This window comes from Arthrobacter sp. NPDC058097 (genome assembly GCF_042884885.1).
Taxonomy (GTDB): Bacteria; Actinomycetota; Actinomycetes; order Actinomycetales; family Micrococcaceae; genus Arthrobacter.
The window spans coordinates 76,746-101,037 of record NZ_JBHVSZ010000009.1 but is presented as its reverse complement, the minus strand read 5'-3'; the positions used below and the strand labels follow the sequence as shown (position 1 = coordinate 101,037).

Annotated in this window: 24 protein-coding genes; 13 read left to right on the top strand and 11 right to left on the bottom strand. The window is 62.9% G+C overall.

Translation table 11 applies throughout. The annotated features are described in order from the left end of the window. Nucleotides 1-35: 35 nt before the first annotated feature. The 5 genes from ACFVTE_RS16390 to ACFVTE_RS16370 are packed head-to-tail and all read right to left on the bottom strand — an operon-like array spanning nucleotide 36 to nucleotide 5,345. Complete coding sequence (locus ACFVTE_RS16390; RefSeq protein ID WP_387102085.1) at nucleotides 36-836, bottom strand: SDR family NAD(P)-dependent oxidoreductase; 801 nt, start codon at nucleotides 834-836, stop codon at nucleotides 36-38. Nucleotides 837-848: 12 nt separating this feature from the next. Beyond that, the gene (locus ACFVTE_RS16385) at nucleotides 849-1,865 is read right to left on the bottom strand and encodes a sugar ABC transporter substrate-binding protein (protein ID WP_387102083.1); all 1,017 of its coding nucleotides are present in this window, start codon (nucleotides 1,863-1,865) and stop codon (nucleotides 849-851) included. A 9-nt stretch (nucleotides 1,866-1,874) separates the two neighbouring features. Next, the gene (locus ACFVTE_RS16380; RefSeq protein ID WP_387102081.1) at nucleotides 1,875-2,867 is read right to left on the bottom strand and encodes an ABC transporter permease; all 993 of its coding nucleotides are present in this window, start codon (nucleotides 2,865-2,867) and stop codon (nucleotides 1,875-1,877) included. 4 nt (nucleotides 2,868-2,871) lie between these two features. After that, entirely contained in the window at nucleotides 2,872-3,888 is a 1,017-nt protein-coding gene (locus ACFVTE_RS16375; RefSeq protein ID WP_387102079.1) for an ABC transporter permease, read from the bottom strand. After that, nucleotides 3,885-5,345: a sugar ABC transporter ATP-binding protein gene (locus tag ACFVTE_RS16370; RefSeq protein WP_387102077.1), complete on the bottom strand. Its 1,461-nt coding sequence runs from the start codon at nucleotides 5,343-5,345 to the stop codon at nucleotides 3,885-3,887. The genes ACFVTE_RS16375 and ACFVTE_RS16370 overlap by 4 nt, the downstream gene beginning before the upstream one ends. Before the next feature lie 431 nt (nucleotides 5,346-5,776). Between ACFVTE_RS16370 and ACFVTE_RS16365 the strand changes: the two genes are divergently transcribed. From ACFVTE_RS16365 to ACFVTE_RS16330, 8 genes are all read left to right on the top strand, one after another. Then, nucleotides 5,777-6,172: a nuclear transport factor 2 family protein gene (locus ACFVTE_RS16365; RefSeq protein WP_387102075.1), complete on the top strand. Its 396-nt coding sequence runs from the start codon at nucleotides 5,777-5,779 to the stop codon at nucleotides 6,170-6,172. A gap of 38 nt (nucleotides 6,173-6,210) precedes the next feature. Continuing rightward, a complete protein-coding gene (locus ACFVTE_RS16360; protein ID WP_387102073.1) occupies nucleotides 6,211-7,443 on the top strand; it encodes a thiolase family protein in 1,233 nt (410 codons plus the stop codon). Between the two features lie 3 nt (nucleotides 7,444-7,446). Next, on the top strand, nucleotides 7,447-8,157 hold the full coding sequence (locus tag ACFVTE_RS16355; protein ID WP_387102071.1) for a 3-oxoacid CoA-transferase subunit A: 711 nt from the start codon (nucleotides 7,447-7,449) through the stop codon (nucleotides 8,155-8,157). A gap of 1 nt (nucleotide 8,158) precedes the next feature. Continuing rightward, on the top strand, nucleotides 8,159-8,842 hold the full coding sequence (locus tag ACFVTE_RS16350; RefSeq protein WP_387102069.1) for a 3-oxoacid CoA-transferase subunit B: 684 nt from the start codon (nucleotides 8,159-8,161) through the stop codon (nucleotides 8,840-8,842). 8 nt (nucleotides 8,843-8,850) lie between these two features. After that, entirely contained in the window at nucleotides 8,851-9,339 is a 489-nt protein-coding gene (locus ACFVTE_RS16345) for a fumarylacetoacetate hydrolase family protein (protein WP_387102067.1), read from the top strand. Continuing rightward, the gene (locus tag ACFVTE_RS16340; protein ID WP_387102351.1) at nucleotides 9,248-9,736 is read left to right on the top strand and encodes a fumarylacetoacetate hydrolase family protein; all 489 of its coding nucleotides are present in this window, start codon (nucleotides 9,248-9,250) and stop codon (nucleotides 9,734-9,736) included. The genes ACFVTE_RS16345 and ACFVTE_RS16340 overlap by 92 nt, the downstream gene beginning before the upstream one ends. Then, complete coding sequence (locus tag ACFVTE_RS16335; protein WP_387102065.1) at nucleotides 9,634-11,145, top strand: amidohydrolase family protein; 1,512 nt, start codon at nucleotides 9,634-9,636, stop codon at nucleotides 11,143-11,145. Before ACFVTE_RS16340 ends, ACFVTE_RS16335 begins: the two co-directional genes overlap by 103 nt. Before the next feature lie 195 nt (nucleotides 11,146-11,340). After that, a complete protein-coding gene (locus tag ACFVTE_RS16330) occupies nucleotides 11,341-12,417 on the top strand; it encodes an SDR family oxidoreductase (RefSeq protein ID WP_387102063.1) in 1,077 nt (358 codons plus the stop codon). A 544-nt stretch (nucleotides 12,418-12,961) separates the two neighbouring features. On the opposite strand, the gene ACFVTE_RS16325 is transcribed toward ACFVTE_RS16330, so the two are convergent. The 6 genes from ACFVTE_RS16325 to ACFVTE_RS16300 all read right to left on the bottom strand — a co-directional run bounded on the left by ACFVTE_RS16325 (nucleotide 12,962) and on the right by ACFVTE_RS16300 (nucleotide 18,725). Then, the gene (locus ACFVTE_RS16325) at nucleotides 12,962-13,948 is read right to left on the bottom strand and encodes a shikimate dehydrogenase family protein (protein WP_387102061.1); all 987 of its coding nucleotides are present in this window, start codon (nucleotides 13,946-13,948) and stop codon (nucleotides 12,962-12,964) included. Nucleotides 13,949-14,290: 342 nt separating this feature from the next. Beyond that, entirely contained in the window at nucleotides 14,291-15,289 is a 999-nt protein-coding gene (locus tag ACFVTE_RS16320) for a Gfo/Idh/MocA family protein (protein ID WP_387102059.1), read from the bottom strand. Then, nucleotides 15,286-16,188: a sugar phosphate isomerase/epimerase family protein gene (locus ACFVTE_RS16315; RefSeq protein WP_387102057.1), complete on the bottom strand. Its 903-nt coding sequence runs from the start codon at nucleotides 16,186-16,188 to the stop codon at nucleotides 15,286-15,288. Before ACFVTE_RS16315 ends, ACFVTE_RS16320 begins: the two co-directional genes overlap by 4 nt. Further along, a complete protein-coding gene (locus ACFVTE_RS16310) occupies nucleotides 16,185-16,760 on the bottom strand; it encodes a VOC family protein (protein WP_387102055.1) in 576 nt (191 codons plus the stop codon). The genes ACFVTE_RS16315 and ACFVTE_RS16310 overlap by 4 nt, the downstream gene beginning before the upstream one ends. Then, a complete protein-coding gene (locus tag ACFVTE_RS16305; protein WP_387102053.1) occupies nucleotides 16,757-17,752 on the bottom strand; it encodes a LacI family DNA-binding transcriptional regulator in 996 nt (331 codons plus the stop codon). The genes ACFVTE_RS16310 and ACFVTE_RS16305 overlap by 4 nt, the downstream gene beginning before the upstream one ends. After that, the gene (locus tag ACFVTE_RS16300) at nucleotides 17,739-18,725 is read right to left on the bottom strand and encodes a Gfo/Idh/MocA family protein (RefSeq protein WP_387102051.1); all 987 of its coding nucleotides are present in this window, start codon (nucleotides 18,723-18,725) and stop codon (nucleotides 17,739-17,741) included. Before ACFVTE_RS16300 ends, ACFVTE_RS16305 begins: the two co-directional genes overlap by 14 nt. A gap of 176 nt (nucleotides 18,726-18,901) precedes the next feature. Between ACFVTE_RS16300 and ACFVTE_RS16295 the strand changes: the two genes are divergently transcribed. From ACFVTE_RS16295 to ACFVTE_RS16275, 5 genes are all read left to right on the top strand, one after another. Next, nucleotides 18,902-19,549, top strand: coding sequence for a bifunctional 4-hydroxy-2-oxoglutarate aldolase/2-dehydro-3-deoxy-phosphogluconate aldolase (locus ACFVTE_RS16295; RefSeq protein ID WP_387102049.1), 648 nt, complete (start codon nucleotides 18,902-18,904; stop codon nucleotides 19,547-19,549). Next, entirely contained in the window at nucleotides 19,546-20,094 is a 549-nt protein-coding gene (locus tag ACFVTE_RS16290; protein WP_387102047.1) for an AAA family ATPase, read from the top strand. Before ACFVTE_RS16295 ends, ACFVTE_RS16290 begins: the two co-directional genes overlap by 4 nt. A 367-nt stretch (nucleotides 20,095-20,461) precedes the next feature. Next, nucleotides 20,462-21,880 (top strand): MFS transporter, encoded by a 1,419-nt coding sequence (locus tag ACFVTE_RS16285; RefSeq protein WP_387102045.1) that lies wholly within the window; start codon nucleotides 20,462-20,464, stop codon nucleotides 21,878-21,880. A gap of 186 nt (nucleotides 21,881-22,066) precedes the next feature. Then, a complete protein-coding gene (locus tag ACFVTE_RS16280) occupies nucleotides 22,067-22,879 on the top strand; it encodes a sugar phosphate isomerase/epimerase family protein (RefSeq protein ID WP_387102348.1) in 813 nt (270 codons plus the stop codon). Between the two features lie 176 nt (nucleotides 22,880-23,055). Continuing rightward, entirely contained in the window at nucleotides 23,056-23,847 is a 792-nt protein-coding gene (locus ACFVTE_RS16275; RefSeq protein ID WP_387102043.1) for an SDR family NAD(P)-dependent oxidoreductase, read from the top strand. The last annotated feature ends 445 nt before the right edge of the window (nucleotides 23,848-24,292 follow it).

The following is a 24,292-nucleotide window of genomic DNA, read 5'->3' as shown; positions in this document are numbered from 1 at the left end:
GTATGCCTTTCAGTGGTGCGGTGTTCGGGGCTGCTTCAGTTCCCCGAAGCTGACGATCCTTCGGAGCCTGTCCGGAAATCAAATCCTGTGGTCAGTCCCCCGTCGGCGACGAGCGTGGTTCCGAAGACGGCCGAGGATTCCTTGGAGAGCAGGAAGAGCGCCGAATTTGCGACTTCATTGGCTCCCGTGATGCGTCCCAGTGGCTGCCGTGCCTGGCGGGTGGCGAGGAACTTTTCGGGGTCGCTGGCAGAGGCCAAGTGGCGTTCGAACAATCCGGCGCGCATGGGGCCAGGTGCCAGGAGGTTGAACTGGATCCCTGTACGGGCGTAGTCCAGTGCAATGGTTCGGACGGCTCCGGTCAGGGCGGCTTTGGACGAGGCGTATGAGCCAAGCTGTTGTTCGGCGAAGTGGGCGTCCACGCTGGTGACCACCACTACGGCTGCGTGGTCTGCCTTCTGGAGGTGGGGCATGAGGGTCCTGAGGCCCATGACGTTTCCGAGGACGTTGACTTCCCACGTCCGCTTCCATGACTCGAGCGTCTCTTCCTCCAGGGTGCCGACAGCGAGGATTGCGGCCGCGGCGATCAGGCCGAGGGAGCCGTTGGACTCCATGGTTGCTGTTTCGGCAGCTTCCTGCCAGGTTGCCTCCTCGGCGACGCTGCCGACGATATGCCGGTAGCGTGGGAAGGCCTGGAGTTCCTCGGGCTTGTTCCCCAGATCGACACCGTAGACGTGGCTGCCTGCCTCCAGCAGCGCCTTTGCACATTCCAAGCCCAGTCCGCTTGACGTGCCCGTCACAATGACGTGGTCCGGAAGTGTGAGTGTCCAGTTGGTCATGACATTCCTCTGCTATTTGCCGACTGCTGCAGCGCAGTCGGCAAGGTTGGCTTTCGTGATGGTTTTCGGGGTCAGGTAGTTGTTCTTCTGAACGCCCTTTCCTTCAAGGACGTCGATGACGGCCTTGGCGGCGAACTCGCCGTCCTCAATGGGGCTTTGCAGCACAGAGGCGTACTGAACGCCCTTTTGGATGCCCGTGTAACCCTCGATGGAGCAGTTGGACCCAACCATGGTCACGTCAGAGGATTTCAGCCCGGCCCTCTCTGCGGCAACGATGGCACCGGCTAGCATGTTGTCGGCCTGCGCGTAGATCCCGCGAAGGTTCTTGTTGCCGAACTGTGTGATCAGGCTGGCTGCCGCGGACGTAGCCTGCGTCTGGTCCCAGTTTCCGGGCTGTGAACCGGCGACAGTGATTCCGGGAGCAGTCTTTGCCAGCTCGTCCTTGAATCCCTTGGTGCGGTTGATGGCCGGCGGTGTGCCGGGGACGCCTTCGACGATGGCCACCGATCCGGAGTCGCCGAAACCCTTGGCTTTGAAGCCGGCGATCATGGCTTTGGCAGCCTCTTGTCCGTTGGCGTAGTCATCGGGGCCGGTGAAGGTGGTCCACAGGCTCTCGTCCTCGGTCTGGGGGTGTGAGTTGGTCACGACGACCGGGATCTTGGACTGCTTAAGGCGCTGCAGGGACGGCGTGATGGCGGTGGCGTCGGCCGGCCACAGCACGACGGCGTCGGGGTGCGTGCTGATGGCCTGGGTGACCTGCTGTGCCTGTTCGGCGGCGTTGAAGTCGTTGACAACGACAGTCACCTGGATGCCTGCTGCCTCGGCGACCTTCTTGAATTCCTCGGTGTGCTTGGCGCAGTAGTCACAGCTCTGGGCGACCGTCAGCAGGGTGACCTTCTTGCCTTTGGCGTCCCCTCCCCCACCACTTGGGCTCGTCGCCGCTGACGGTGTGGAACCGCAGGCTGACAGGAACAGCGCTGAGGTGAGGGAAAGGGCGACAGCCAGTCTCTTCATTGAGGTGGTTTCCATGGTGATCCTTCAGTGGTTGGTTGCTACGCGGGGTTGGGGAGCGGACATGCTGGTTTCGACCGCTTTGTTGACGACGCGGTTCAGAGGCCGGTCGATGACGACGATGAGGAGGAGGATTCCGCCGTTGATGAGTTGGATGATGGCGGTCGAGGTCCCTTGCAGGCTGAGTCCGTTGCCGACGACGGCGAGCAGCATGGCCCCGGCGGCGACGCCGGGTATGGAACCTTTGCCGCCGGTGAGGGCGACGCCTCCGATGATCGCGGCGGTTACAGCCTGCAGAAGCGTGGCCTCGTCTGATCCCGGGGCGCCGGATGCCAGGGTGATGCCCTGAAGAGCCCCTGCCACGCCTGCGAACAGGCCGGAAATGACGAAGGCCAGGATCAGGACACGTGTGACCGGCAGACCTGAAGCCGAGGAGCGTTGGCGGTCGCTGCCGACGGCGCGGATCTTCATGCCCGACCAGGTCTTGGCCATTAGCCACGCAGCGGCAACAACGAAAACAATGTGGACCAGGGCTCGTGGGGACACGACGTCGCCCAACGCCTGATCCAGCCAAAGCCCGGGTTCAAAGTCGGTAAGGGTGACGATCTTTCCGCCGGCGACCGCAAAGCCAATGCCGATGGTGAGGACGAGGGTTCCGACAGTTACGGCTAGGGACGGGACGGAGTAGTGGGCGGTCAGCCAGCCGTTGAGGACGCCGACTGCCACGGCGATCGCAATAGCGGCTGCCACGCCCAGGGGCACCCCTGCGCTGTCGCCTACTTTTACGGCGATCATGCCGGCAAGCGGGATCGTCCCGGCGATGGAGAGGTCGAATTCGCCGGCGATCATGACTAGGGCCAAGCCAGTTGCGACCAGGGCCAGGATCGCGAAGGACTGCAGGAGGGAGTAGAGGTTTCCGGCGTTGAGGAAGGCCGGGTTGGTCACTGCGAAGGCAATGAAGGCCAAGACTGCCAGAGACCAGGCCAGCAGGGTCCGGAAGTGCCAGTAGAGTCTAACCACGGGATCAGCGCTTTCTTCCTGATTGACGATTTGATGCGATGCCTGTTGCCACGACGGCGAGCAGGACGAGGACTCCCTTGAAGATGAGCTGCACTTCGTAGCTCAGGCCCAACAGAACCAGTGCGTTGCCGAGCAGACCGACGAGGATGGCTCCGGTTGCGGCGCCGACGGGGTTGCCGGTTCCACCTTTGACGCTGACGCCGCCAACGACAACGGCCGTGATGGCGTCAAACCCGAATGTGCCACCAAGCTGAAGGTTGCCCTGCCCCGATTCCGAGGAGAGAAGGCCGCCGGCGAGACCGGCCAGGGCACCGGAGACGATGAAGGCGAACAGCACTACGGGCCATGCGCGGTTTCCCGACACGAGGGCTGCCTTTTCGTTCAGGCCAACGAGGGTGACACGTCGGCCCAGCACTGTGTAGCGGTGGGTCCACCAGGCGAGGACGGTGAGGACGAAGAAAGCCAGGACCTGGAGGGGAAGGACGCCTAGGATGGTCTGTCCAAAGACGCTGGCATCGCCTGTGCCCTGGATGTTGCGTCCACCGGTCACGATTTGAGCGAAGCCGACAAGGATTGCTGCGGCCGCGATGGTGGTAACGATGGGGTCGGTGCCCAAGCGTCCCACGAAGAACCCCTGGATGGCACCGGCCAGAGCCCCGAACAGGACCGCGGCGGCCATGGCGGCCCAAGGTCCCGACTGGAGCAGGGATGCGAACACAATGGTCGAAACCGCGACCATTGCACTGACTGAAAGGGCAAAAAGCCTGCCGACGATGGTGATGATGCTCAGCCCGACAGCGGCGATGCCGACCAGCGCGACCGACAGGAACAGGGCCCGGAGGTTTGTGACCGTGGCGAACTCGTTCACAAAGACGCATGCCAGGCTGAACAGCAGGACCGTGGTTACTGCGATGATGGCGGAGCTGTCTGTGCTGATGCGTTTGATGGTTTCGGCTACGGGTTTGGGTGGAGCGGCGGCGGGTTTCTGCAAGGCGGACCGTGCCGCGATCTTGGTGTTCATGCTTTGGCTCCGTGGAGGATTTCGGTGAGGATCTGGGAGTCGGTGACATCGGTTGTCCTGTTGCTGCTCACCGGCCTGCCGCGGAACATGGTGATGACGCGATCGGCCAGCTCGCGAAGCTCGACAATGTCGCTCGAATAGACGATGACGATGACGTTGTTCGCCGACAGCTGCCGCAGTGCCCGGTAGATCTCGGCACGGGCACCAACATCCACACCACGGGTGGGTTCGTTGAGAACCAAAACGTCAGGCTGCGTGGCCAGCGCCCTGCCGATGGCGATCTTCTGTTGATTTCCGCCGCTCAGCGAGCCGACCGGAACCCGGATGCGGGCTGGATCGAAGGCCACCTGCGATGCGACGGAACGGGCCAGGTCTGTTTCAAGTTCAGCCCTGATGGTCCCGAACTTGCTAACGGCTGCCAGAGCACCCGAACTCACGTTCTGGGCGACGCTGCCGCTGAGGAAGACGCCCTCGAGGACGCGGTCCGCCGAAACGTAGGCGATGCCGTGTTTCTGGGATTTTGGCCGGGTCAAAGCCGACAAGGAGACATCATTGAGCTGAATTTCGCCGTCGGTGACCGGGACAAGGCCGACCAGGGCGCGGACGAAGTCATCGGCCCCGGAGCCTATCTGACCGAAAAGAGCCGTGACCTCCCCGGCCTGCGCGGTAAAAGAGACATCGGAGAAGCGGTGCCCGGAGGACAAGCCGCGGATAGCCATCTTCCGGCGGTTTTCCGGAGCGAAGTTCTCCTTGATCTGGATAGCCGCTCCCGCGACGTGCTCTTCGCCCAACATGTGCGTCACAACTGAGTCCATTGTGAACTCACCGGTCGGCCCACTGGCCACAACGCTGCCGGAGCGCATGATGGTGATCCGATCGGACAGCTTGAACACTTCACCCATCCGGTGGGTGATGTAAACGATCGAATGTCCGGCCGCCACAAGTGACCGCACGACTTCATGGACGCGGGCGATCTCGACGTCGGACAAAGTGGCAGTCGGTTCGTCCAGGATCAGGGTGCGGGCATCTGCGACCAGTCCCCGAGCGATCTCCAGCAACTGGCGTTTGGCCAGAGGCAGCGCCTCCACCGGCATGTCAAGGTCCAGATCCCCCAGCCCAGCGGCAGCCAAAGCGGACTGCATCCGGTCCTGGAGCTTCTCCCTTTTCACCAGCACGCCAGAGGACCTACGCATGCTCAGAGCCATGTTGTCCCTGACCGAAAGTTCGGGAATGACGGAGAGTTCCTGGAAGACCATCGCAACATCGGCGCTCTTGGAATCGCCCGAGAATTTCACCTCGCCGGCGTCCGCAGTGATGACGCCGGCGATCACTTTGACCAGGGTGCTCTTTCCGGCTCCGTTCTCGCCCAGCAGGGCATGCACTTCACCCGCCCGGAAGTCCACCGCGACATCGTTGAGCGCCTTCGCCCCGCCGAAGCTCTTACTGATCCTGCTCACTGAAAGCAGAACCTCGGTATTAAGGACCACGTTGACCTCATTCCGTTGAATTGGTTCGCCCCGACGTTAAGTGACTCAGCACACGGTTGTCAAGTAAAAGAGTACAAATGCTTTCCGGTGTAAACCGGAAGTTTTCAACAGTGAGAGTGGCGGAATGCCCCTCGAATCGCTGAATCCCGGCGTCTGTGGCCTAGCGGGAACTGAGCACGCAGCGACTCCAGAAAGTTACAGCAGCCCGTGGATGTAAACTAGTGATTGACAGCCGGTTATGCTGTCAATTACTTTGGACTGAGACTGGGGCCAAGAGTCATCAGCCCGGGCTGTACGACCGTGCGGTTGGACGGCGTGAAGAAGCGCTTGAACCTGGCCCGCCGGCGGATGCACAACAGGTCGCCCACAGCCCCGAACACTTCAATCAAGGAGAGCGCTCCGTGGATAACTCCGCTGAAGCCGAGAAAAACCAGATCGAAACTTTGGAAGCAAAGCGCTACCAGGCCGTAGTCGACGCGGACTACGACGCCTTTGAAGGCCTCTGCCACCAGCGTCTGGTGTACACGCATTCGCTGGGTGACCGGGACACCCTAAGCAGCTACATGGAAAAGCTTCGTAAAGGTTTTTATAGGTACCACCGCATTGACCACCCCATCGAAGACATCGTCCTGATTGGGGACACCGCCCTCGTATTGGGGCAGATGAACGCAGACCTCACGGTTAACGGAACCCACAAAACTCTTGCAAACAGTGCCTTGTCCGTATGGGTCAAAGAGGACGAAACCTGGAAGTTCCTGGCGTACCAGCCGACTCCCCGTAAGCCTGCTGCCGCTTAGAACCCGCAACCTCTGTTCACGCCAACGAAGGAAGAACCATGAACCAGGCTTTTGTTTACGACGCCGTGCGCACACCGTTCGGGAAGTTCGGCTCCGGACTTGCCGGTGTGCGTCCGGATGACCTTGCCGCACATGTGATCAGGGAATCGTTGAAGCGTGCACCTTCGCTTGATCCTGAGCGGATCGACGAGGTGGTGTTCGGCAACGCGAACGGCGCCGGTGAGGAGAACCGCAACATCGCCCGGATGGGCACGCTGCTGGCCGGGCTGCCGGTCTCGATCCCCGGTACGACGGTGAACCGTTTGTGCGGGTCGTCGCTGGACGCGGCGATCATTGCCTCCCGGCAGATCAACGCCGGTGACGCCGACCTGGTCCTGGTGGGCGGCGCCGAGTCCATGTCGCGGGCCCCCTGGGTGCTGCCCAAGACCGAGAAGCCCTACCCGGCCGGGGACATGACGCTGGCGTCCACCACGCTGGGCTGGCGCCTGGTCAACAAGGCGATGTCGAAGGAGTGGACCATCTCCCTGGGCGAGGCCACCGAGCGGTTGCGGGAGAAGTACGGGGTGACCCGGGCGCAGCAGGACGAGTTCGCCGCTGCCTCGCACAACCTGTCCGCCGCGGCGTGGGACGAGGGGTTCTACGACAACCTGGTGGCCCCGGTCCCGGGCACTGACCTGGTCCGTGATGAGGGCATCCGCCCGGGTTCCTCGGCGGAGAAGCTGGCCGGTTTGAAGACCGTGTTCCGGGCCGAGGCCGACGACGCCGCGTCGGGGGCCACCAAGGGCGGCACGGTCACCGCGGGCAACGCGTCACCGCTGTCCGATGGTGCCTCCGCGGCGTGGATCGGGTCCGAGAACGCGTCCTCGATCCTGGGTCTGGAGCCGCTGGCCCGGATCGCCGGCCGCGGTGCGCACGGCAATGACCCCCAGTTCTTCGGGTTCGCCCCGGTGGAGGCGGCGAACAAGGCCCTCGCGAAGGCGGGCATCGGCTGGGACCAGGTGGGCGCCGTCGAACTTAACGAAGCGTTCGCCGCGCAGTCCCTGGCCTGCATCAACGCCTGGGGCATCGACCCCGCAATCGTGAACCGGCACGGCGGCGCGATCGCGATGGGCCACCCGCTGGGCGCGTCCGGCACCCGCATCCTGGGCACCCTCGCCCGGTCCCTGCAGGCCTCCGGGCAGCGCTGGGGTGTCGCGGCGATCTGCATCGGCGTCGGCCAGGGCCTGGCCGTCGTCCTGGAAAACGTGACTGCTTCTACAGGAAAGGCATAGGCGATGCTGAATTTCATTGAAACCGTCGGGGAAGCCGTCTCAGCCGTCAAGGACGGCTCCACCGTGATGATCGGCGGGTTCGGCAACGCGGGGCAGCCGTTCGAACTGATCGACGCTTTGCTGGAGTCCGGCGCCACGGACCTGACAGTGGTGAACAACAACGCCGGCCAGGGCGACCATGGCCTCGCGCTGCTGATCAAGGAAGGCCGGGTCCGCAAGATGATCTGCTCCTTCCCGCGGCAGTCCGACTCCTGGCACTTCGATGCCAAGTACAAGGCAGGGCAGATCGAACTCGAACTGGTGCCGCAGGGCAACCTGGCCGAACGGATCCGCGCCGCCGGCGCCGGGATCGGTGGGTTCTTCACCCCCACCGGGTACGGCACCATGCTCGCCGAGGGCAAGGAAACCCGTATCATCGACGGCCGCGGCCAGGTGTTCGAGACCCCGATCCACGCCGACGTCGCGCTGATCAAGGCTTTGAAGGCCGACGGCATCGGGAACCTTGTCTACCGGAAGACGGCCCGGAACTTCGGTCCGATCATGGCCGCCGCCGCGAAACACACCATTGTCCAGGTGTCCGAGATCGTGCCCACCGGTGCGCTGGACCCGGAAAACATCGTGACCCCGGGCATTTATGTCAACAGCATCGTCCGCATTGAATCCAGCGGCGCCGCCGCCGGCGCCGGCTCCGACCTGAAGGAACAGGTGGCCTGAGATGAGCCTCGTAGAAACGTCCATCCAGACATCCGAAACCCCGCTCGGCCGCGACGACCTCGCCCGGCTCGTCGCCCGCGACATTGCTCCCGGCTCGTTCGTGAACCTCGGCATCGGCCAGCCCACCCTGGTCTCGAACTACCTCCAGCCCGAACAGAACATCACCCTGCACACCGAGAACGGCATGCTCGGCATGGGACCTGTAGCGACCGGCGACCAGATCGATGAGGACCTCATCAACGCCGGCAAGATCCCCGTCACCGAACTGCCCGGCGCCTCGTACTTCCACCACGCCGACTCGTTCGCGATCATGCGCGGCGGGCACCTGGACATCTGCGTCCTCGGCGCGTTCCAGGTCTCTGCCACCGGCGACCTCGCCAACTGGCACACCGGCGCACCCGACGCGATCCCTGCCGTCGGTGGCGCCATGGACCTGGCCACGGGCGCCAAGGACGTGTTCGTCATGATGACCCTGCTGACCCGGGAAGGTGCGTCGAAGATCGTGGAAGCCTGCACCTACCCGCTCACCGGCGTCGGCTGCGTCACCCGCGTCTACACCGACAAAGCAGTGTTCCTCACCGGCCCCGACGGCGTCACCGTCCGCGAAACCTTCGGCTGCACGCTCGAAGAACTCCGGGAACTCGTCCCCGTCCCCCTCACGGCAGCACCCGCCGCCGGGCAGTAAGGACGCAGGTGAGAATTGTCGGCGTCAGGTTCTCGCACACCGGTCCAGTTTTTGCTGGGCGACTGGAAGATAACGGCGACCAAGCATCAGTTCAGCCCCTCACCGACCTGCAGACGTTCTGGTCGGACCCCTTCTGGTGGGTATCCTTCGGTGACGACTCGACAACGCCCGCTGAACGTCCCGTCCCAGTGCGGGATGTCAGCATTGTTCCCCCTGTCCTTCCGTCCGCCAGAGTCCTGTGTGTCGGGCTGAACTACCTGGCCCATGCCGCGGAGGGAAGCCACCGTCACGAGGAACTGCCGTCGCACCCGACCGTTTTTGGCCGGTGGAGCCAGTCACTTACGACAGGGGACACTCCCGTTCCCGTCCCCTCCGGTGAAAACGGTCTGGACTGGGAAGGCGAAATTGCCGCCTACATCGGACATCGGCAGCCCACTGGCAGATGCCTCAGCCGACACAGCTCGGACGGCAGTCTTAGGGTTTTCGACATTCAATGATCTGACGGCCCGGGCAGCACAGAAACGCACTTCCCAGTGGACGCTTGGCAAAAATGCCGATCACAGCGGCCCGTTAGGACCGATCGTGACCGCAGACGAAGTGGGGGACCTCCGTGACGGTCTTCGCATACGGACGCGCGTCAACGGCACGGTGGTCCAAGACGGCACTTCAAAGGACATGCTCTTTGAACTAGGCGAGACGCTCTCGCACATTTCCCACACCCTGACCCTGAACCCCGGAGACATCCTTTGCACAGGGACTCCGGACGGAGTCGGCTACGCGCGCACCCCCGAATGGCTCCTTCAGCCAGGCGACATCGTAGAGGTCGAAGTGGAAAAACTCGGGACGCTGACCAACCCTATCGTCTCCAACCAACATCGGATCGGGCCGCGATGACTCCCGGTGCACCCGGACGGACCTTGCTCAAGGGGGCAACCGTCATCTCGATGGACGATTCGATAGGGGTCCTGCCAATCGCTGACATCCTGGTCGAAGACGGGCACATCAAAGATGTCGGCGCAGACCTGGGCAACCACTCCCCCGCAACCGACGTCATAGATACCACCGGACGCATCATCATCCCGGGCTTCGTCAACGCCCACATGCACACATGGCAGACCGGGCTTCGCAGCATTGCCAGCAATTGGACGCTTCTCGAGTACTTCCGGTGGACTCACGCCGGGCTCGCGACGCACTACCGGCCGTCAGATGTCTATTGGGGCACCTTCTCCGGCGCGATGAACCAGATCAACTGCGGAACGACAACGCTTGCTGACTGGTGCCACAACAACCCCACCCCTGCGCATACCGACGCCGCCGTCGACGCCCTCCATGACAGCGGCATACGGGCCATCTACTTCCACGGCAGTCCAAAGCCGGATCCGCAGCCCGGGCAAAAACCCTTCTGGGAAATTCCCCACGACCGGTCCGAAATAGAACGGCTTCTGAACGATCCACGGCTGTCGACAGACAGCAAACTCCAACTCGGCATGGCCATCCTCGGCCCGCACTACTCCGCCCCCCAGGTAGCACTTACTGACTTCAGGCTTGCCCAAGAGCTCTCCCTCATCACCTCCATGCACCAGGGCGGCGGCCCGGCCCGTGCCCCCGAGGGCTGGCTAATCCTGGAACGGGAAGGCCTGCTCGGACCGCACATCAACATCGTTCACGGAAACGAACTGTCGACGAAACAACTAAAAACCTTCATCGATCACGGAGTAACGTTCTCGGTGACGCCCGAGAACGAGATGACACAAGGACATGGCCACCCCCTCACCGGTCGACTCCGGGACTTAGGTGCCCGTCCATCGCTAGGGATCGACTTAGAGTCAGGACTTTCCGGCGAAATGTTCCTCGCTGCCCGCATGGCACTCGTCCACCAGCGCGCACTCGATAATTTCGACTACAGAAACAGCAAGTCGACAGGGGCGCCCATCCCTGAAACAACGACAATAACGACCCATGAAGCCCTCCGCTGGGCAACCATCGAAGGCGCCCGGATGATGGGTCTGAGCGACAGCATCGGATCAATCACCCGCGGCAAGAAGGCAGACCTCATCCTCATCGATGCGACGCAACCCAACATGCAGCCGGTGCACAATCCGATCGACACGGTCGTCATGCAGACGAGCCTGGCGAACATTGAAGCCGTGATGATCGATGGTATCTGGCGCAAACGGCATAACAGACTCGTCAGCATCGAAGGCAGGACGCTCAATCCCGCATCATGGCTGGACCCCCTCCGGGAATCCGGTCAGCGGATAAGCTCCTCCATGAAACCAGGGTTGAACTCCTCCCCACGCTGACGCAAGACACCGGAATGTCGATGTTGCACGTCCTCAGCTCCCGGAAGGCCGGTTATCTCCCCTGAATTCTATTGAGTCGTGCACCAGGACGGCCGGCGTGCAGAACATGAGCGGTTGTCCATCCTACGATCCAAGCGTCCCTGGAACGCCTGTCGATCGCCCGGTGCACGACCTTGGGATGGCACAGTGGAACCTATGGATACAGCTGAAACCTCCTCCCGGACCGCCCTGGTCGTAGGCGCCAGTGGCATCGCCGGCTCTGCGATCACCGAGGAACTGACCTCCCAGAACTGGGACGTAGTGGCTCTGTCGCGCACCCCAATGCCCGGCAGCAAGGCGCGGCACGTAAGCGCTGACTTGCGCTCGGCCGAAAGCCTTAAAACGGCGCTTGCCAAAGAGCGGCCCACGCACGTGTTTTTCACTGCGTGGTCCCGCCAAGCCACCGAAAAGGAGAACATCGAGGTCAACGGCGCGATGGTCCGGAACCTCCTGGGCGCCCTGGCCCACGCCCCGGTGGAGCACGTGGCACTGATGACCGGGCTCAAGCACTACCTCGGTCCCTTCGAGGCCTACGGGCAAGGCGAAATGCCGGACACCCCTTTCCTCGAGGAGGAGCCGCGCCTACCTGTGGACAACTTTTACTACGCTCAGGAGGATGAGCTGTGGGCCGCCGCTGAACGTCAAGGGTTCCGCTGGTCGGTGCACCGGGCGCACACCGTGATCGGCCACGCGGTGGGCAACGCCATGAACATGGCACTTACCCTCGCCGCCCAAGCCGCGATCTGCCGGGAGACCGGACGCGCGTTCGTGTTCCCCGGCTCCGAGACTCAGTGGAACAGCTTAACCGACATGACGGATGCCACGCAGCTGGCCGAGCACATGATCTGGGCCGCCACGACGGAGACTGCCGGCGACGAGGCCTATAACGTCGTTAACGGGGACGTCTTCCGCTGGCGTCGAATGTGGCCAGCGCTTGCCGACTACTTCGGGCTCGACTGGGAGGGCTACCAAGATGCGCCGCGGCCACTAGAGGAGCAAATGCGTGGCGTCGAGGACAGCTGGGCCCGGATTGTTGCCCAGCACGGCCTGGCCGAGCCGGTCCTCGCGCGTGTGGCCTCCTGGTGGCACACGGACGCGGACCTGGGCCGTCCCATCGAAGTAGTTGCCGATATGAGCAAGAGTCGGCTAGCTGGCTTTAGCGGTTACCGCCGCACTCAGGACTGCTTCATCCGCCTGTTCGACCGCTACAGGGTCGAACGCATCGTTCCGTAAGGGGTTCCACAAGCTAGTCACGCCAGTGCCGGCGGAGCCAGGCTTGCTATCGACAAGCTGGTCGGCCGCCGCTGAACGAATGCTAGGCGAGGTAAATCTTGCCGGGCTCGGGGGCGTCGTCCGATTGGGGCACACCCCAACCTGACGTCGGAGCGGCCTGACGTGGGAGGACTCGGCCTGTGGGGTGGAGCTCTGGGTTGTTCTCCGACGTCCGACCAGTTACATCAGGTGACATGGCCGCCCACTGCCCGAAATGGACTTCATAAGGTGTGCAACTCCATGGACTTTCCGTTTTCGAACTTCCGGCGACTGTCAGGGTGGATTCCGAGAACATCATGGAGCCACTGTCAGGGAAGCGGAATTTCGCTCTATTCTGATACCAGCGCGTGAGAGCGGCGCGTGCCCTCTCCGAGAAATGCAAATTAGGACGATCGCCCGAACCGAGTAAGCCACCACTATCGGGGTGGCCACCCGAGGCCGGCTTCGAGCGGTCATGCCGCAAAGGATCTTTATCGGTGAGGGATGCCTTAGGTCGACTCTTTCTTCATAAGGGCAGTTGCGCTGTTGTGCGCAGTTCTTCGGCTGTCGCAGTGCCGAATCCGAAGAACTCGAGGTAAGCGGGGATCATCTCGAACAGCATGTCGCTGCCCACCTGAACTGTGCATCCCTTCTGCTGGGCGGCCTGCAGGAATGGGGTCATTCCGGCCTTCAGCACGACGTCTCCGACATAGGAGCCGGGGGTGATCCTGTCGATGTCGACAGGCATGGGGTCGCCGTCCCTCATGCCGAGCGGGGTGGCGTTGACGATCAGATCGTAGCCCTCGGGATCTTTGGACCCCATGGTGATCTGCACCTCAGGGTAGTGCGCGCTGATGCGCTGGGCGAGCGTGTCGGAGGCGCTTTTATCGGGGTCGAACAAGCCGATGCCGGCAACTCCGAGGCCGGCCAGTGAGGCGGCGATTGGCGAGCCCACGCCGCCGTTGCCGACGACCAGGGCCCGCTTGCCGTGAGGGTCGAATCCTTTGCGCAGGGCGCCGCGGACGAAGCCTGCTCCGTCAAACTGCTCGGCCAACAGGGATCCATCATCTCGCCTGAGGACGGCATTGGTGGCACCGGCGATCTGGGCGGTTGGGCTGACCTCGTCGACGAGGTTCATGGTGGCCACCTTGTGCGGCATGGTGACAAGCGCACCTCGGATGTTGGTTAGCGTGAAGACGGAGCGGAAGAAGTCGGGGTAGTCCGCCGGTTTGATCCCCATGGGGACGACGGCTGCATCGATCGCGTGCGCTTCGAACCATGGGTTGCAGATTAAAGACGACTTGAACGTGTGCGTGGGATATCCCAGGTGCGCGATGAGCGTCGTCGTTCCGCTGATCATCGGGTTCGCCCGTTTGCGCGGTGCGCCCGGCTCCGTCACTGGAGCATCTGTCCAGGAGCAGAGTTGGTCGCCGTGCTCAGCCTGGTACTCGTCCCACTGTGCGAGCTTGACAGGGTCGCGCTCGAGGCCTCGCTTGGGCAGCCTGTCCTGCAAGATATCGGGAGCCGCCCGGACCTGGACGACTTCGGTGACAAGAAGCCGGCCAGTTCTTGGCCCTCCTTCGGGCCACGGACGGCACCTACGACGAGGGTCCCTTCGGCGGTGAACGCGTCGACGACTGCATCGCCAATTCCGCCGCTTGATCCGGCCACCAGGACGACTTGATTCGCTCGTTTCATCTTTCTAGGTCCTTACTTGAGGTGTTCTCAAAGGGTGTGCCATGGCTCCGGGCGCGGCTGCTTCAGTGCGCATCGCTCCGTGCCCTGACCTGCTGCACTGTTGAAGCCCTGCTGTCTCCAATCCCCCGGTCCAGGGTCGCGTACGTGCCTGTGCTGCCTAGCTGTTGTTCGCGCTGGTGGCGTGGCTGGCCCATGCCCGGCCGGCTTGTTCTTCGGTTGGCAGGCCTGAGGCGGCGAGGATCCGATCGAGCAGCCTTTGGGTGTGGACGGCTTCGCGGCCGGAGGTAAGCGGCTGTGCCCTGTCGGCGACCCGGTCCAGGAAGTGGTGGACTGCTGCTGAGAATCCGAGTGTGTCGGTCGCTGTTGCCCAGCCGTAGGCTTCGGCGCTGAGTTCGCGTGATGTCGTGACTCCCTGGACGGTGGTCGCGACGGTTTCCGGTGCCCTGACTTCTACGGTCTTGCCGTCGCCGTAGGCGTCGAGTTTTTCGTTCCAGGCACCTGCTGTCCGGGCCGCCATGAGTACCCCGGTGTTGCCGGTGCTGAAGCGGATCATGGCTGCGGTGCCGTCTTCTTCCCAGGGATCGTTGCCGGCGGCGTGTGCGGTCACGTCCACGGGTTCGCCGCCGCAGTACCAGCGGAGCAGGTCGACCATGTGGATGGCGTTCTCGAACGTTGCGCGGTATTCGGATCCGGGGCGATTCTTTTGCGCGACGCAGAAGGTGGCGCCTTTCGCGCCGAAGAGCTCGCGGCCGGCGGTGTAGACGGGTGCGTAGCGGCGGTTGAAGTCGACCATCAGGATGCGGCCGCGTTCGTCGGCGAGGTCGGCCAAATGCTCAGCTTCTTCGGTGGCGGGGGCCAGGGGTTTTTCGCAGAACACGTCGACGTTGTTGTTAAGGCACAGTTGGACGGCGTGGGCGTGTTCGGATCGGGGTGTGAGGACGAAGACGGCGTCCAGGTCTTGGGCGTCCAGCATGTCCTCCACTGAGCGGTATGCGGCGCCGAAACCCCAGCGCCGGACCAGGCTTCCCGGGTCCTCACGCCGGGATACCAGGGCTGCCAGCTCCACATCGTCACGCTGGACGAGTGTGGGCAGTTGGGCGATGGTGGCGATGTTGCCGGCGCCGATGACGCCGACGCGGAGGCGCTGGCTGTTCATCGGGCGTTCTCCATTTCGGCGATTTCCGTGAGCATTCCGCGCAGTGCGGCCGCGGATTCCCGGAATCCGTCCTCGGGGGCGGGGAGGTCCTGCGGGTGCCACCGGTATTCGTACTCGATGCTGAGCAGGTCGTCGTAGCCGTGGCGCAGCAGGGCAGCGAGGATCTGGGGCCAGGGAAGGACACCGGTGCCGATGACCCGGGACCGTACGGCGCGCTCGGAGGCGTTGACTCGGGCTGTTTCCGTGGCGCGGAAAGCTGCGTTGGGGTCGGTGAAGATGAGGTCCTTTGCGTGGACGTGACCGATCAGGTCGCCCTGGACGGCAAAGGCCTCCTCGAATGATTCGTCGTGGGTGAAGGTGAGGTTGGCCTGGTCGTAGAGGACACGTATGGCCGGGTGGGCAATCTCCCGGACGAGCGCGGCGGTTTCGGCCGCGGTCTGGGTCATGGTGCCGAAGTGGTTTTCCACGCACAGCCGTACGCCGGCCTGTTCGGCTTCGGGGGCCAGGGTCTGCAGGGCTTCCCGCAGTTTCGCCCATCGCCGGTCGTGATCGGTGTCGCCTGGGTGCCAGGCCCCGGCGTACACGCGCACCCGGTCGGCGCCGAGCAGATGGGCGGTCTCAATCGCGCCACGGAATTCGTCGACTCCCCCGCACCACTCATTCTCGTCCAGGGAGTTGATGGCCGTGGTGTAGGGGGTGAGGCCGATGATCGGCAGGCCCTCGCCCTCTGCCGCCTTCAGTGCCTCCATGGCGGCGCGCCGGTCCCCTCGGGGCAGGCCTGATGTGTAGCCGTCCTGGTAGATGACTTCGGCGGCGTCGAGCCCTGCCGCCCGGAAAAGCTTCAGTGCCTGGGGGACCGTATGGTCCGGAGTGCCCAGCGTGTGACCTGCAAGCCTCATTGTTGATTGTCCTTCCGGGAAGTGTCTTGGGTGGCTGTCCAGTCCGCTGGACCGACGAGCCGGGGTGGGGATGCGACGCGGGACCGGTCGACGATTTCCATCAGCAGCCCCCAGGGGGTGACGAAGTAGGTCCAGCGGTTGCCGGCCACGCGCGGGCTGTCGCCGGCGACTTCCTTGCGCTCTCCGAGCACCCGCACTCCGGGGGTTTCCTGCAGCACCGCGATCGCTTCGTCGACGTCGTCCACAACGAAGCACAGGTGGTGCCCGCCGGCGTCACAGTGCCGCGGCGGAGTGCGGCGACGCTCTGCGCTGCTCCATTCGAACAGCTCGATGTTCAGGTTCGGGGGCAGGCGGAGCATGGCCAGGGTGAGCCGCGCATCGGCAGGAACGTCGAAGTTGGTGGGCATGAACTCCGGGTCGGGTCCACGGTCGGAGCGGTACAGCTCCTCGGCGCCGAGCACCTCGACGAAGAACCTGATGGCGTCCTCGAGGTTCGGAACTGTCAGGCCGACATGGTCGGTGTGCCGCAGCCCGGGCAGCCGCCGCAGGGTTGCTTCGGTGGCCGCGGTCATTTGCGCGGTCCTGCGGTGGAGGCGCGCACCAGAAGTTCGGGTTCCAGGACGATGTGGTCCACCGAGCCGGTCAGGTTCTGCTTCTCGGCCAGTTCGATGGCGATGTTTCCCATGTCGTCGATCGGCTGGCGCACGGTCGTCAGGGCCGGGTTGAACCGGGACCCCAGAGCCAGCCCGTCGAAGCCCATGACCGATACGTCCTCCGGCACGCGGACGCCGTGTTGGCCCAGGGCTGAGATGACCGCGAAGGCGACCATGTCATTGGCGGCGATGATCGCCGTCGGTGGATTCTCCATCTCCAGGTAGTGGTTGGCCGCGCGGGCTCCTGCGTCCGGATCGGAGCCGCTGTCGAGCACCAGGGGCGTGCCGTCGCCGTCGGCTGACAGTTCAAGGTAGGCGTCCATACGGTCCTGGGCGGTGTGGGTGCCGGCGATGCCGGAAACGTAGCCGATCGAGGTGTGGCCGAGTGAATGCAGGTGCTCCAGGGCCAGCATGATTCCGCGGCGGCTGTCGACGGTGACCGTGGGGACCGAGGTGTCGCCTTCCACACGGTCGATCACCACCACCTTGTGGCCGAAATCGAAGCGTTTCAGGGCCTCGGTGTCGACTTTTGTGGAGGGCGCGACGATCCCGAAGGGCGCATACATGGCCTGCATAGCGGTGAAATACCCGTCCGTCTTGGCCGGGTCTCCGTTCGTGACACACAGCAGCAGCTGGTAGCCGCGCTCATCGGCGGCCTGCGTCATGGTCTTGGCAAGTTCTGCAAAGAACGGGTTGGTGATGTCGGGGACGATCAGCGGGATGAAGGTGCTGGTCTTTCGGCGCAGAGCCTGGGCCAGCGGACTCATGGTGTATCCGAGCCCTTCGGCGACGCGGAGGATGTGTTCGCGGGTCTCGCTTTTCACCGCTTCCGGCCGGGAGAATGCCCGGGACACCGTTGAGCGATGGACACCGGCCGCCTTCGCGACAACGTCAATACTAAGGTCGGCCATTTTCTTTTCCTCCGTGCTGGTCGTCGTATGCCTGCCAAATCGGGCGCATCACATCTTCGAGTTGGGCCAGTGTCGGCAGTCCCCGGAATCCATCTTCCAGCGTATGCGCGACCCGCCGCACGAACGGATCGTAGAGGGGGTCGCTGTCCACGACGATTACGGCGGACTCCGTTGTCCCGTCCAACGCGGTGAACGTGGCCGAACCGTCCGAGTTGACGGCGGCGAATCCCGCCGCGCCGGCCGACGTGTAGCTGCAGTAGCGCTTCAACGGCGACCCCGGGAAGGCGTACCCGACCTCGATGATCGCTTCGCGCCCGCCGGGGGTGGTGATGATGAGGCTGGCATGGTCCTCAACAGTCCCGCCATGCAGGGCCGAGGAGAGCCGCGAGTCGACACCCGCCGCTTGCTCGTCACAGGCCCGCAGGAACAGCTCAACGAAATGCGGTCCCAGGTTGGTCAGGCACCCGCCCCCTGCCCTGGCCGGGTCCAGCATCCAGGAGTTGCCGTTGTCCAGGTAACGTGAGGGCGGCCCGGCGATGAAGGACATCCTCTGGTACGTCGGCCGGCCCGCCTTGGCCAGCCACCGGTCGACGGGACCGCCGCGCTGAACGAGCGGGACTGTCGCGGGCACACCGGCCGCCTCCGCAGCCTTCCGCACCCGGGAAAGGTCCGCCAGGGACGTTCCCAGCGGCTTCTCCACCACGAACGGAATGCCGCGCTCAATCAGGGCCAAGCACTTTTCCGCCATGCCATCGTGGGGGCCGAAGACATAGGCGAGCCCGAGATCGGGCAGATCCACCAGGCGCCGCCAATCAGCCTCCACGGGAGCGCCCCATGCTTCGGCAAGTCCCCGGACACGCGATACGTCTTCGTCACTGATGCCCACGACCTGGTGTTCTTCACCGATCGCCCGCGTGCAGAGCGGGACGTGCCAGTGCGAAGCACCAAGGATGATCGTGCGAGTTCTACTCACCCTGCCAGCCCCTTTGCTAAGTAGGAGTTCGATTGTTCTGCTCAGCATGAGATCGATTGCTGAGATCGGTTGCAATAACAGTATGGATGGTGGGAGAGTTTGTCAACGACACTTCAAGAGTGGCCCGTGGCCGTCCCGGAACAGGGACCGGCCCGGGTCAGAAGAAAGGACCAGCAATGTACAAAAAACTTCGCACCCTGCAGACCATCGATGAATCCGGCGCCGTCCTCATCGTCCGCCTCGAGAACGCTGACGTCGCAGAACGCGTGGCCGAAGCTGCCATCGCCGGAGGATTCCGCGCCCTGGAGATCACGCTGTCGATCCCGGGCGCCGTGGACGTGATCCGCCAGCTCTCCGTCAAGCACGGGCCCAACGGAGTAGCAGTGGGAGCCGGAACAGTTCTGGACGAGCACTCGGCCTACGAGTGCATCCGCGCCGGCGCCGACTTCCTCGTCAGTCCCCAGCTCAACCCGGCAATGATCCGGACAGCCAACCGCTATCAGATACCCACCATCAGCGGCGCCTACACGCCCACCGAGCTAGTTAACTCCGCCGAGGCAGGCGCTGACATCCTCAAGCTCTTCCCCACCGAAGCCGGCGGAATCCCCTACGCCAAATCAGTCCTCGCCCCGCTCGCACACCTGCCGATCATGCCAGCAGGCGGCGTAACCGTAGAGAACGTCGGCGAATGGTTCGCCGCCGGCGTAGCAGGCGTCGGCGTCGGCAGCTACGTCACCAAAGCATGGCAGCCCGACGGCGACTTCTCCCGCGTCACCGACGCGGCCAGGGAGTTCCTCTCAGCAGTGGCAAAGGCACGCCAGTGACAGCCCCCCAAGTCTTCATCGTCATCGGCCCTGCCGGGTCCGGAAAGACAACCATTGCCCAGCAAACAGCACAAGAGCATGGAGCCGCATACCTGGACAAGGACCGGCTCTGCGGCCGCCTCGTCGAGTTCGCACTGAAGGCCACAGGACACGACCCCACTGACCGCGAAGCCAACGACTTCTACCGGGACAATCTGCTGCCCCTGGAGTACCAGACACTCATGGATGTTGCCGGAGTGAACCTGCGCCTGGGCCGATCAGTCGTACTCGATGCACCCTTCGGTGCCTACTTTGCCGTACCGAACTACCTGGCGCGCGCCGCGGAAGAATTCCACTGGCCTCCCGCGGAGACCACCGTGGTGCGGGTACAGGTCTCACCAGACATGCTCCGGGAACGGCTTCTCAAGCGGGGCCTGGAAAGGGACCGGTGGAAGCTTGCGCACTGGGACGAGTACTGGGCGTCGTACGGCAGCTTAAACTGCACCTGGTCCGGAGTCCGTTTCCACGACCTCAACAACGAGAAGTCCCTGCCCATTCAGGGATGACTCATGGTCCCGGCTCCTGCGGATCGGGCCTCTTTGCCCTCCCGTCACGTGCCGGCCAAAGGTTCAGACCTCCCCTATCTCTGATTCCAAAAAAGACCCATTGACAGAGCCGAGCAGCGTACGTATCGTTGCTTGCAACCGATCTCAGCAACCGATCTCAGTACTGAGATTTATTGCAACCGATCTCAGTACTGAGATTTATTGCAACCGATCTCATTGCGCAGGGCAGCCGCATCAGCCATCAAGTGTGGCCCAGCCATACCTCGAGGCGGGACACAAGCCGGACAAAGGCCGGCCCGCCACGTCGCTTCGGTTCCCGAATATCCCAGTACCCTTACCCAGCAAACGTGAAAGTATGGAGAGTTCAATGAAGACCTCAAAAGAAGCCGTCGGCAGCCCCGATTCTTCGGATCTTCCCGAAGTGTCTGAGCCCCCTCGCCGCACCGTGAATATGGTGGCAGGCACGATCGGCCACTTCGTGGAGTGGTACGACTGGTACATCTACGGGCTGATGGCCGCGGTGTTCTCATCGCAGATTTTTCCCAGCGATTCCCCGTTTGCCTCCCTTATCGCAGCACTGCTCACCTACGCGGTCGGGTTTGTTGTGCGCCCGCTCAGCGGAATCATCATCTCTCCACTGGCCGACCGCTTCGGCCGGCGGCTCATCCTGACCCTGTCCATCTCCGGCATGGCCCTCGGCGCTCTGATCATCGGCCTCACACCGTCATTCGCGACGATCGGCTACGCAGCACCGGTTCTCTTCCTTTTTGCGCGCATCCTCCAGGGAATCTCCGCCGGCAGTGAGGCGCAGAGCGCCATCGCATTCATGGTTGAACACGCTCCCGCCAACCGAAGGGGCCTGTTCGGCTCGTTCTCCAACATGGCCAGCGGCTTCGCGACCCTCGCCGCCACCGGCGCCGCCGCACTGGTGACCTCATCCTTCACTCCAACGGACCTCGCAGCCTGGGGTTGGCGCATCCCGTTCGTCGCAGGCGGCATCCTCGGCGTCGTCGGCCTTATCTTGAGGGCCCGGGCAGAAGAGACCCCGGAGTTTGAGGCAACTGCCCTCGTCGACCAAAAGTCCGCGGCGGCCCGCCTGATGGACCTGCTTCGCGAACACCCGAAGGCTCTGCTGCAGGCAGCGGCGCTCTCCGCCCCGGCCGTCGCCTACTACACCTGGGCCACCTTTCTCCCTACCTACGCCAAGCTGACCACCGGCCGGGACCTGGCCTCCACCCTGGCCGGGAGCGTTATCGGACTGGCCCTGCTCGTAGTCATTGTTCCCGTCTGCGGCGCTCTCTCTGATCGACTCGGCCGACGCAAAATCTTCCCCATCATCGGCGCCATCGGCATGATCGTGCTCTTCTACCCCCTGCTCCTGCTGCTGAACCAGCCAGGTTTCGGCGTATACGTTCTGGTATCGGCGTCCGGTTGGGTGGTCCTCGGCATCTGGCAGTCCATCTATCCGACCATCCAGGCCGAACTGTTCCCGGCTGCGGTACGGGTATCGGGCATCGGGTTCGCGCACCAGATCGTGATCGCCGTCTTCGGCGGCACCGCGCCGCTGATCGCCGCCGCCTTCGTCGGAGCCGGACAGCCGATGCTCGTCGCGGTCTACATGATCGCCATTGTTGCCCTCTGCCTCGTCGTCTACTTCACCCTGCCGGAGACTGGCAACCGCGGTGACCGTGCCACCGTCGCGCTTGCCGACCCTGAAGTACTCGAAGGTGAACACCTTGTCTCGAGCACTTCGCCGGCCAGCGACGGGGCGAAGCGTTCCCGGTAGGCACGCGGCACCCAGTAAGCCGGGGTGGCTCGACCAGACAGGAAGGGGCTATCTGCCCGGGTCTCGTCGAGCCGCCCGGCTCGCGTGTGAGATCCCCTCCGCGGGATCGAAATCCGCAGTGCGTCATAAACAAAACACTTCTTCTCCAGAGGTGAAGAACAGAGAGGATGCGTTCACGTGAACCAAATGATTATCAATACATTCTCCTACCTCTGGTCATCAACGGCCATTGATGCGATAGCTGAATTAGTCGACCACGGGTATAAAAACTTTGAAGTTCCGGTCAGCTCACCCCATTGCTGGCCCGATGAAATATCCGGCCAAGAGCGCTCGGCAACTCATGCAAGACTCAATGAATACGGCGCCAAAATCAGGTCGCTGAACGCCGGTGGCTACGACATCAACCTGGCCAGTCCCGCCGCCAACATGCGTCGCAAAAGCGTCGAGCACATTAAGTCGGTGATCGACCTGGCCGCGGCCTGGGACGTCCAGGAAGTCGTGATATCCCCCGGCACGAGGCGTCCGATGATCTCGCCGTCACTTGAAAAAGTCCATGGGTGGATGTACGAGAGCATGGAGAACCTCATCCCACTGGCCAAAGAGACTGGCACACGACTGCTCTTCGAAAACACTCCCTACTGCTTCACCCCTACCATCCAGGACCTGGCAGGCGTCGTAAAAACCATCAACGATGACGCGGTCAAGATCGTGTACGACGTCGCCAACGCCGCCTACATCGGAGAAGACCCCGTAGATAGCCTGCTCTCCAACCACGAATCGATTGGGCTTGTGCACATTTCTGACACAGGAACGGAAACCTGGGGCCACGACCCAATCGGCACTGGAGTGATCGACTGGAAGGGATTAGGCAAGGCCGTAAAAAAAACATGCGGCGTCGAAAACGTGGTTCTTGAGATCATTCGTGAAGAGAACCCTGAGCAGGAATTCAAGAAGGCAATGGAAGACCTCAAGAATCAAGGCTGGGATCTGGGAGATTAGCCGCGCGTAGTAGAATGCCGCCCACCTGCAGATGCTTGTTACGAACATATTGGTATCGACAAACGGGCGCCGGCGAAACTGAAAAGCTAATCAGTTTTACTACTGCCAATTTTCTATCATCCTTTGACGATTAAAAAACTTTTCATCTGATACCCCTACTAAAAGGAATGAGTGCGATGAGAGCACTGGTCAGTGGCGGAAGCAGCGGCATAGGCGCGGCTACCTGCCTGAGAATCGCAGAGGCGGCTCTGGCTCGGGGTGTGCACCCGATGATTGCCGTGTGTGGGCACGAGGCGAACAGCAGCCAAAAGGAAGTCGTTCGTTCCATCGAAGAGATGGGCGGTACCGCCATCGCATTGGCCGGTGACCTCGGTAACCCCGACGTGCCAGGTCAATTGGTAGAGGCTGCGGTAACTGAATTCGGTGGTTTGGACGCGTTGGTAGCAAACGCCGGAATCGCTAACCCCGGCGCCATCTGCGACGTGTCCCTTGAGGACTGGGACAACATGTTCTCCGTTAACCTCCGCGGAGCGTGGCTCCTTGCCAAAGCAAGCTACCCACACTTGAAGCAGAGCCGCGGTGCGGCCTGTTTCACCTCTTCCATGTCCGGTCAACAGCCACATGCCGGATCCGGAGCCTACAGCCCGAGCAAGGCTGCGCTGACCATGCTCGCCCAAACACTCGCGTTGGAATGGGCGCCGGACGGAATTCGCGCAAATGTGGTCTCTCCGGGCATGACTCACACACGGATGACCGAAAAGATGTACGCCGATCCCCAAATCAAAAAGGCAAGGGAAGACATCATCCCGCTGGCAAGAATTGGCGATCCCATGGACATTGCGAATGTGATCGAATTCCTTGTAAGTCCGCTCTCGGGATATGTCACCGGCCAGGACATCTGCGTCGATGGCGGTTTCTCTAAGTCCATCCTCAGTCATATTCCTGGTCGTCCCAGTTCAAAGTCCTGAGCCTGGGTTGTACCGGTACTCCTGAAGTGAAGTAACCGTCGCCCCAATACAGCGACGGCCCCGCCGCCGGGGAAGTGATGCCCAAACATACCCTGGCCCGCCTTCGCGGGCCAGGGCTAATGCGTTAGGGGGCGCTCCACTATCGCGTCGCCGGTATGCTCGCCAGTGGCGGCGCCGACCCCCCAACCTCGACAGGAGGACCGTTCCGGTTTACTAAATGCCGGCGCTCCGGCGCTCGTCAGACTAGCAGGACGAGGCGTGTGGGCGCAGGTGGCTGGACAGCGAATCGGGTACGTGCGCCCGAGCGTGCTGGATCAGGACGAGAAAACGCCCTGCTCGGGCGACAGCTCAACTGCCATCGCAACCGCTGGATGACCAAGACTTGGTACGCGGAGGCCCCTTCAGAAAACATCAGGCACACCCTCTGCATGCGGCCGCCCTGAAA

What these genes read in the sequence shown, in the direction of transcription:
- ACFVTE_RS16275 (WP_387102043.1), top strand. Translation starts at nt 23,056, where the DNA reads ATGAGAGCACTGGTCAGTGGCGGAAGCAGCGGCATAGGCGCGGCTACC.
- ACFVTE_RS16280 (WP_387102348.1), top strand. Translation starts at nt 22,067, where the DNA reads ATGATTATCAATACATTCTCCTACCTCTGGTCATCAACGGCCATTGAT.
- ACFVTE_RS16355 (WP_387102071.1), top strand. Translation starts at nt 7,447, where the DNA reads ATGCTGAATTTCATTGAAACCGTCGGGGAAGCCGTCTCAGCCGTCAAG.
- ACFVTE_RS16320 (WP_387102059.1), bottom strand. Translation starts at nt 15,289, where the DNA reads ATGAACAGCCAGCGCCTCCGCGTCGGCGTCATCGGCGCCGGCAACATC.
- ACFVTE_RS16330 (WP_387102063.1), top strand. Translation starts at nt 11,341, where the DNA reads ATGGATACAGCTGAAACCTCCTCCCGGACCGCCCTGGTCGTAGGCGCC.
- ACFVTE_RS16335 (WP_387102065.1), top strand. Translation starts at nt 9,634, where the DNA reads ATGGCTCCTTCAGCCAGGCGACATCGTAGAGGTCGAAGTGGAAAAACT.
- ACFVTE_RS16360 (WP_387102073.1), top strand. Translation starts at nt 6,211, where the DNA reads ATGAACCAGGCTTTTGTTTACGACGCCGTGCGCACACCGTTCGGGAAG.
- ACFVTE_RS16310 (WP_387102055.1), bottom strand. Translation starts at nt 16,760, where the DNA reads ATGACCGCGGCCACCGAAGCAACCCTGCGGCGGCTGCCCGGGCTGCGG.
- ACFVTE_RS16385 (WP_387102083.1), bottom strand. Translation starts at nt 1,865, where the DNA reads ATGGAAACCACCTCAATGAAGAGACTGGCTGTCGCCCTTTCCCTCACC.
- ACFVTE_RS16375 (WP_387102079.1), bottom strand. Translation starts at nt 3,888, where the DNA reads ATGAACACCAAGATCGCGGCACGGTCCGCCTTGCAGAAACCCGCCGCC.
- ACFVTE_RS16295 (WP_387102049.1), top strand. Translation starts at nt 18,902, where the DNA reads ATGTACAAAAAACTTCGCACCCTGCAGACCATCGATGAATCCGGCGCC.
- ACFVTE_RS16285 (WP_387102045.1), top strand. Translation starts at nt 20,462, where the DNA reads ATGAAGACCTCAAAAGAAGCCGTCGGCAGCCCCGATTCTTCGGATCTT.
- ACFVTE_RS16305 (WP_387102053.1), bottom strand. Translation starts at nt 17,752, where the DNA reads ATGGCCGACCTTAGTATTGACGTTGTCGCGAAGGCGGCCGGTGTCCAT.
- ACFVTE_RS16315 (WP_387102057.1), bottom strand. Translation starts at nt 16,188, where the DNA reads ATGAGGCTTGCAGGTCACACGCTGGGCACTCCGGACCATACGGTCCCC.
- ACFVTE_RS16350 (WP_387102069.1), top strand. Translation starts at nt 8,159, where the DNA reads ATGAGCCTCGTAGAAACGTCCATCCAGACATCCGAAACCCCGCTCGGC.
- ACFVTE_RS16390 (WP_387102085.1), bottom strand. Translation starts at nt 836, where the DNA reads ATGACCAACTGGACACTCACACTTCCGGACCACGTCATTGTGACGGGC.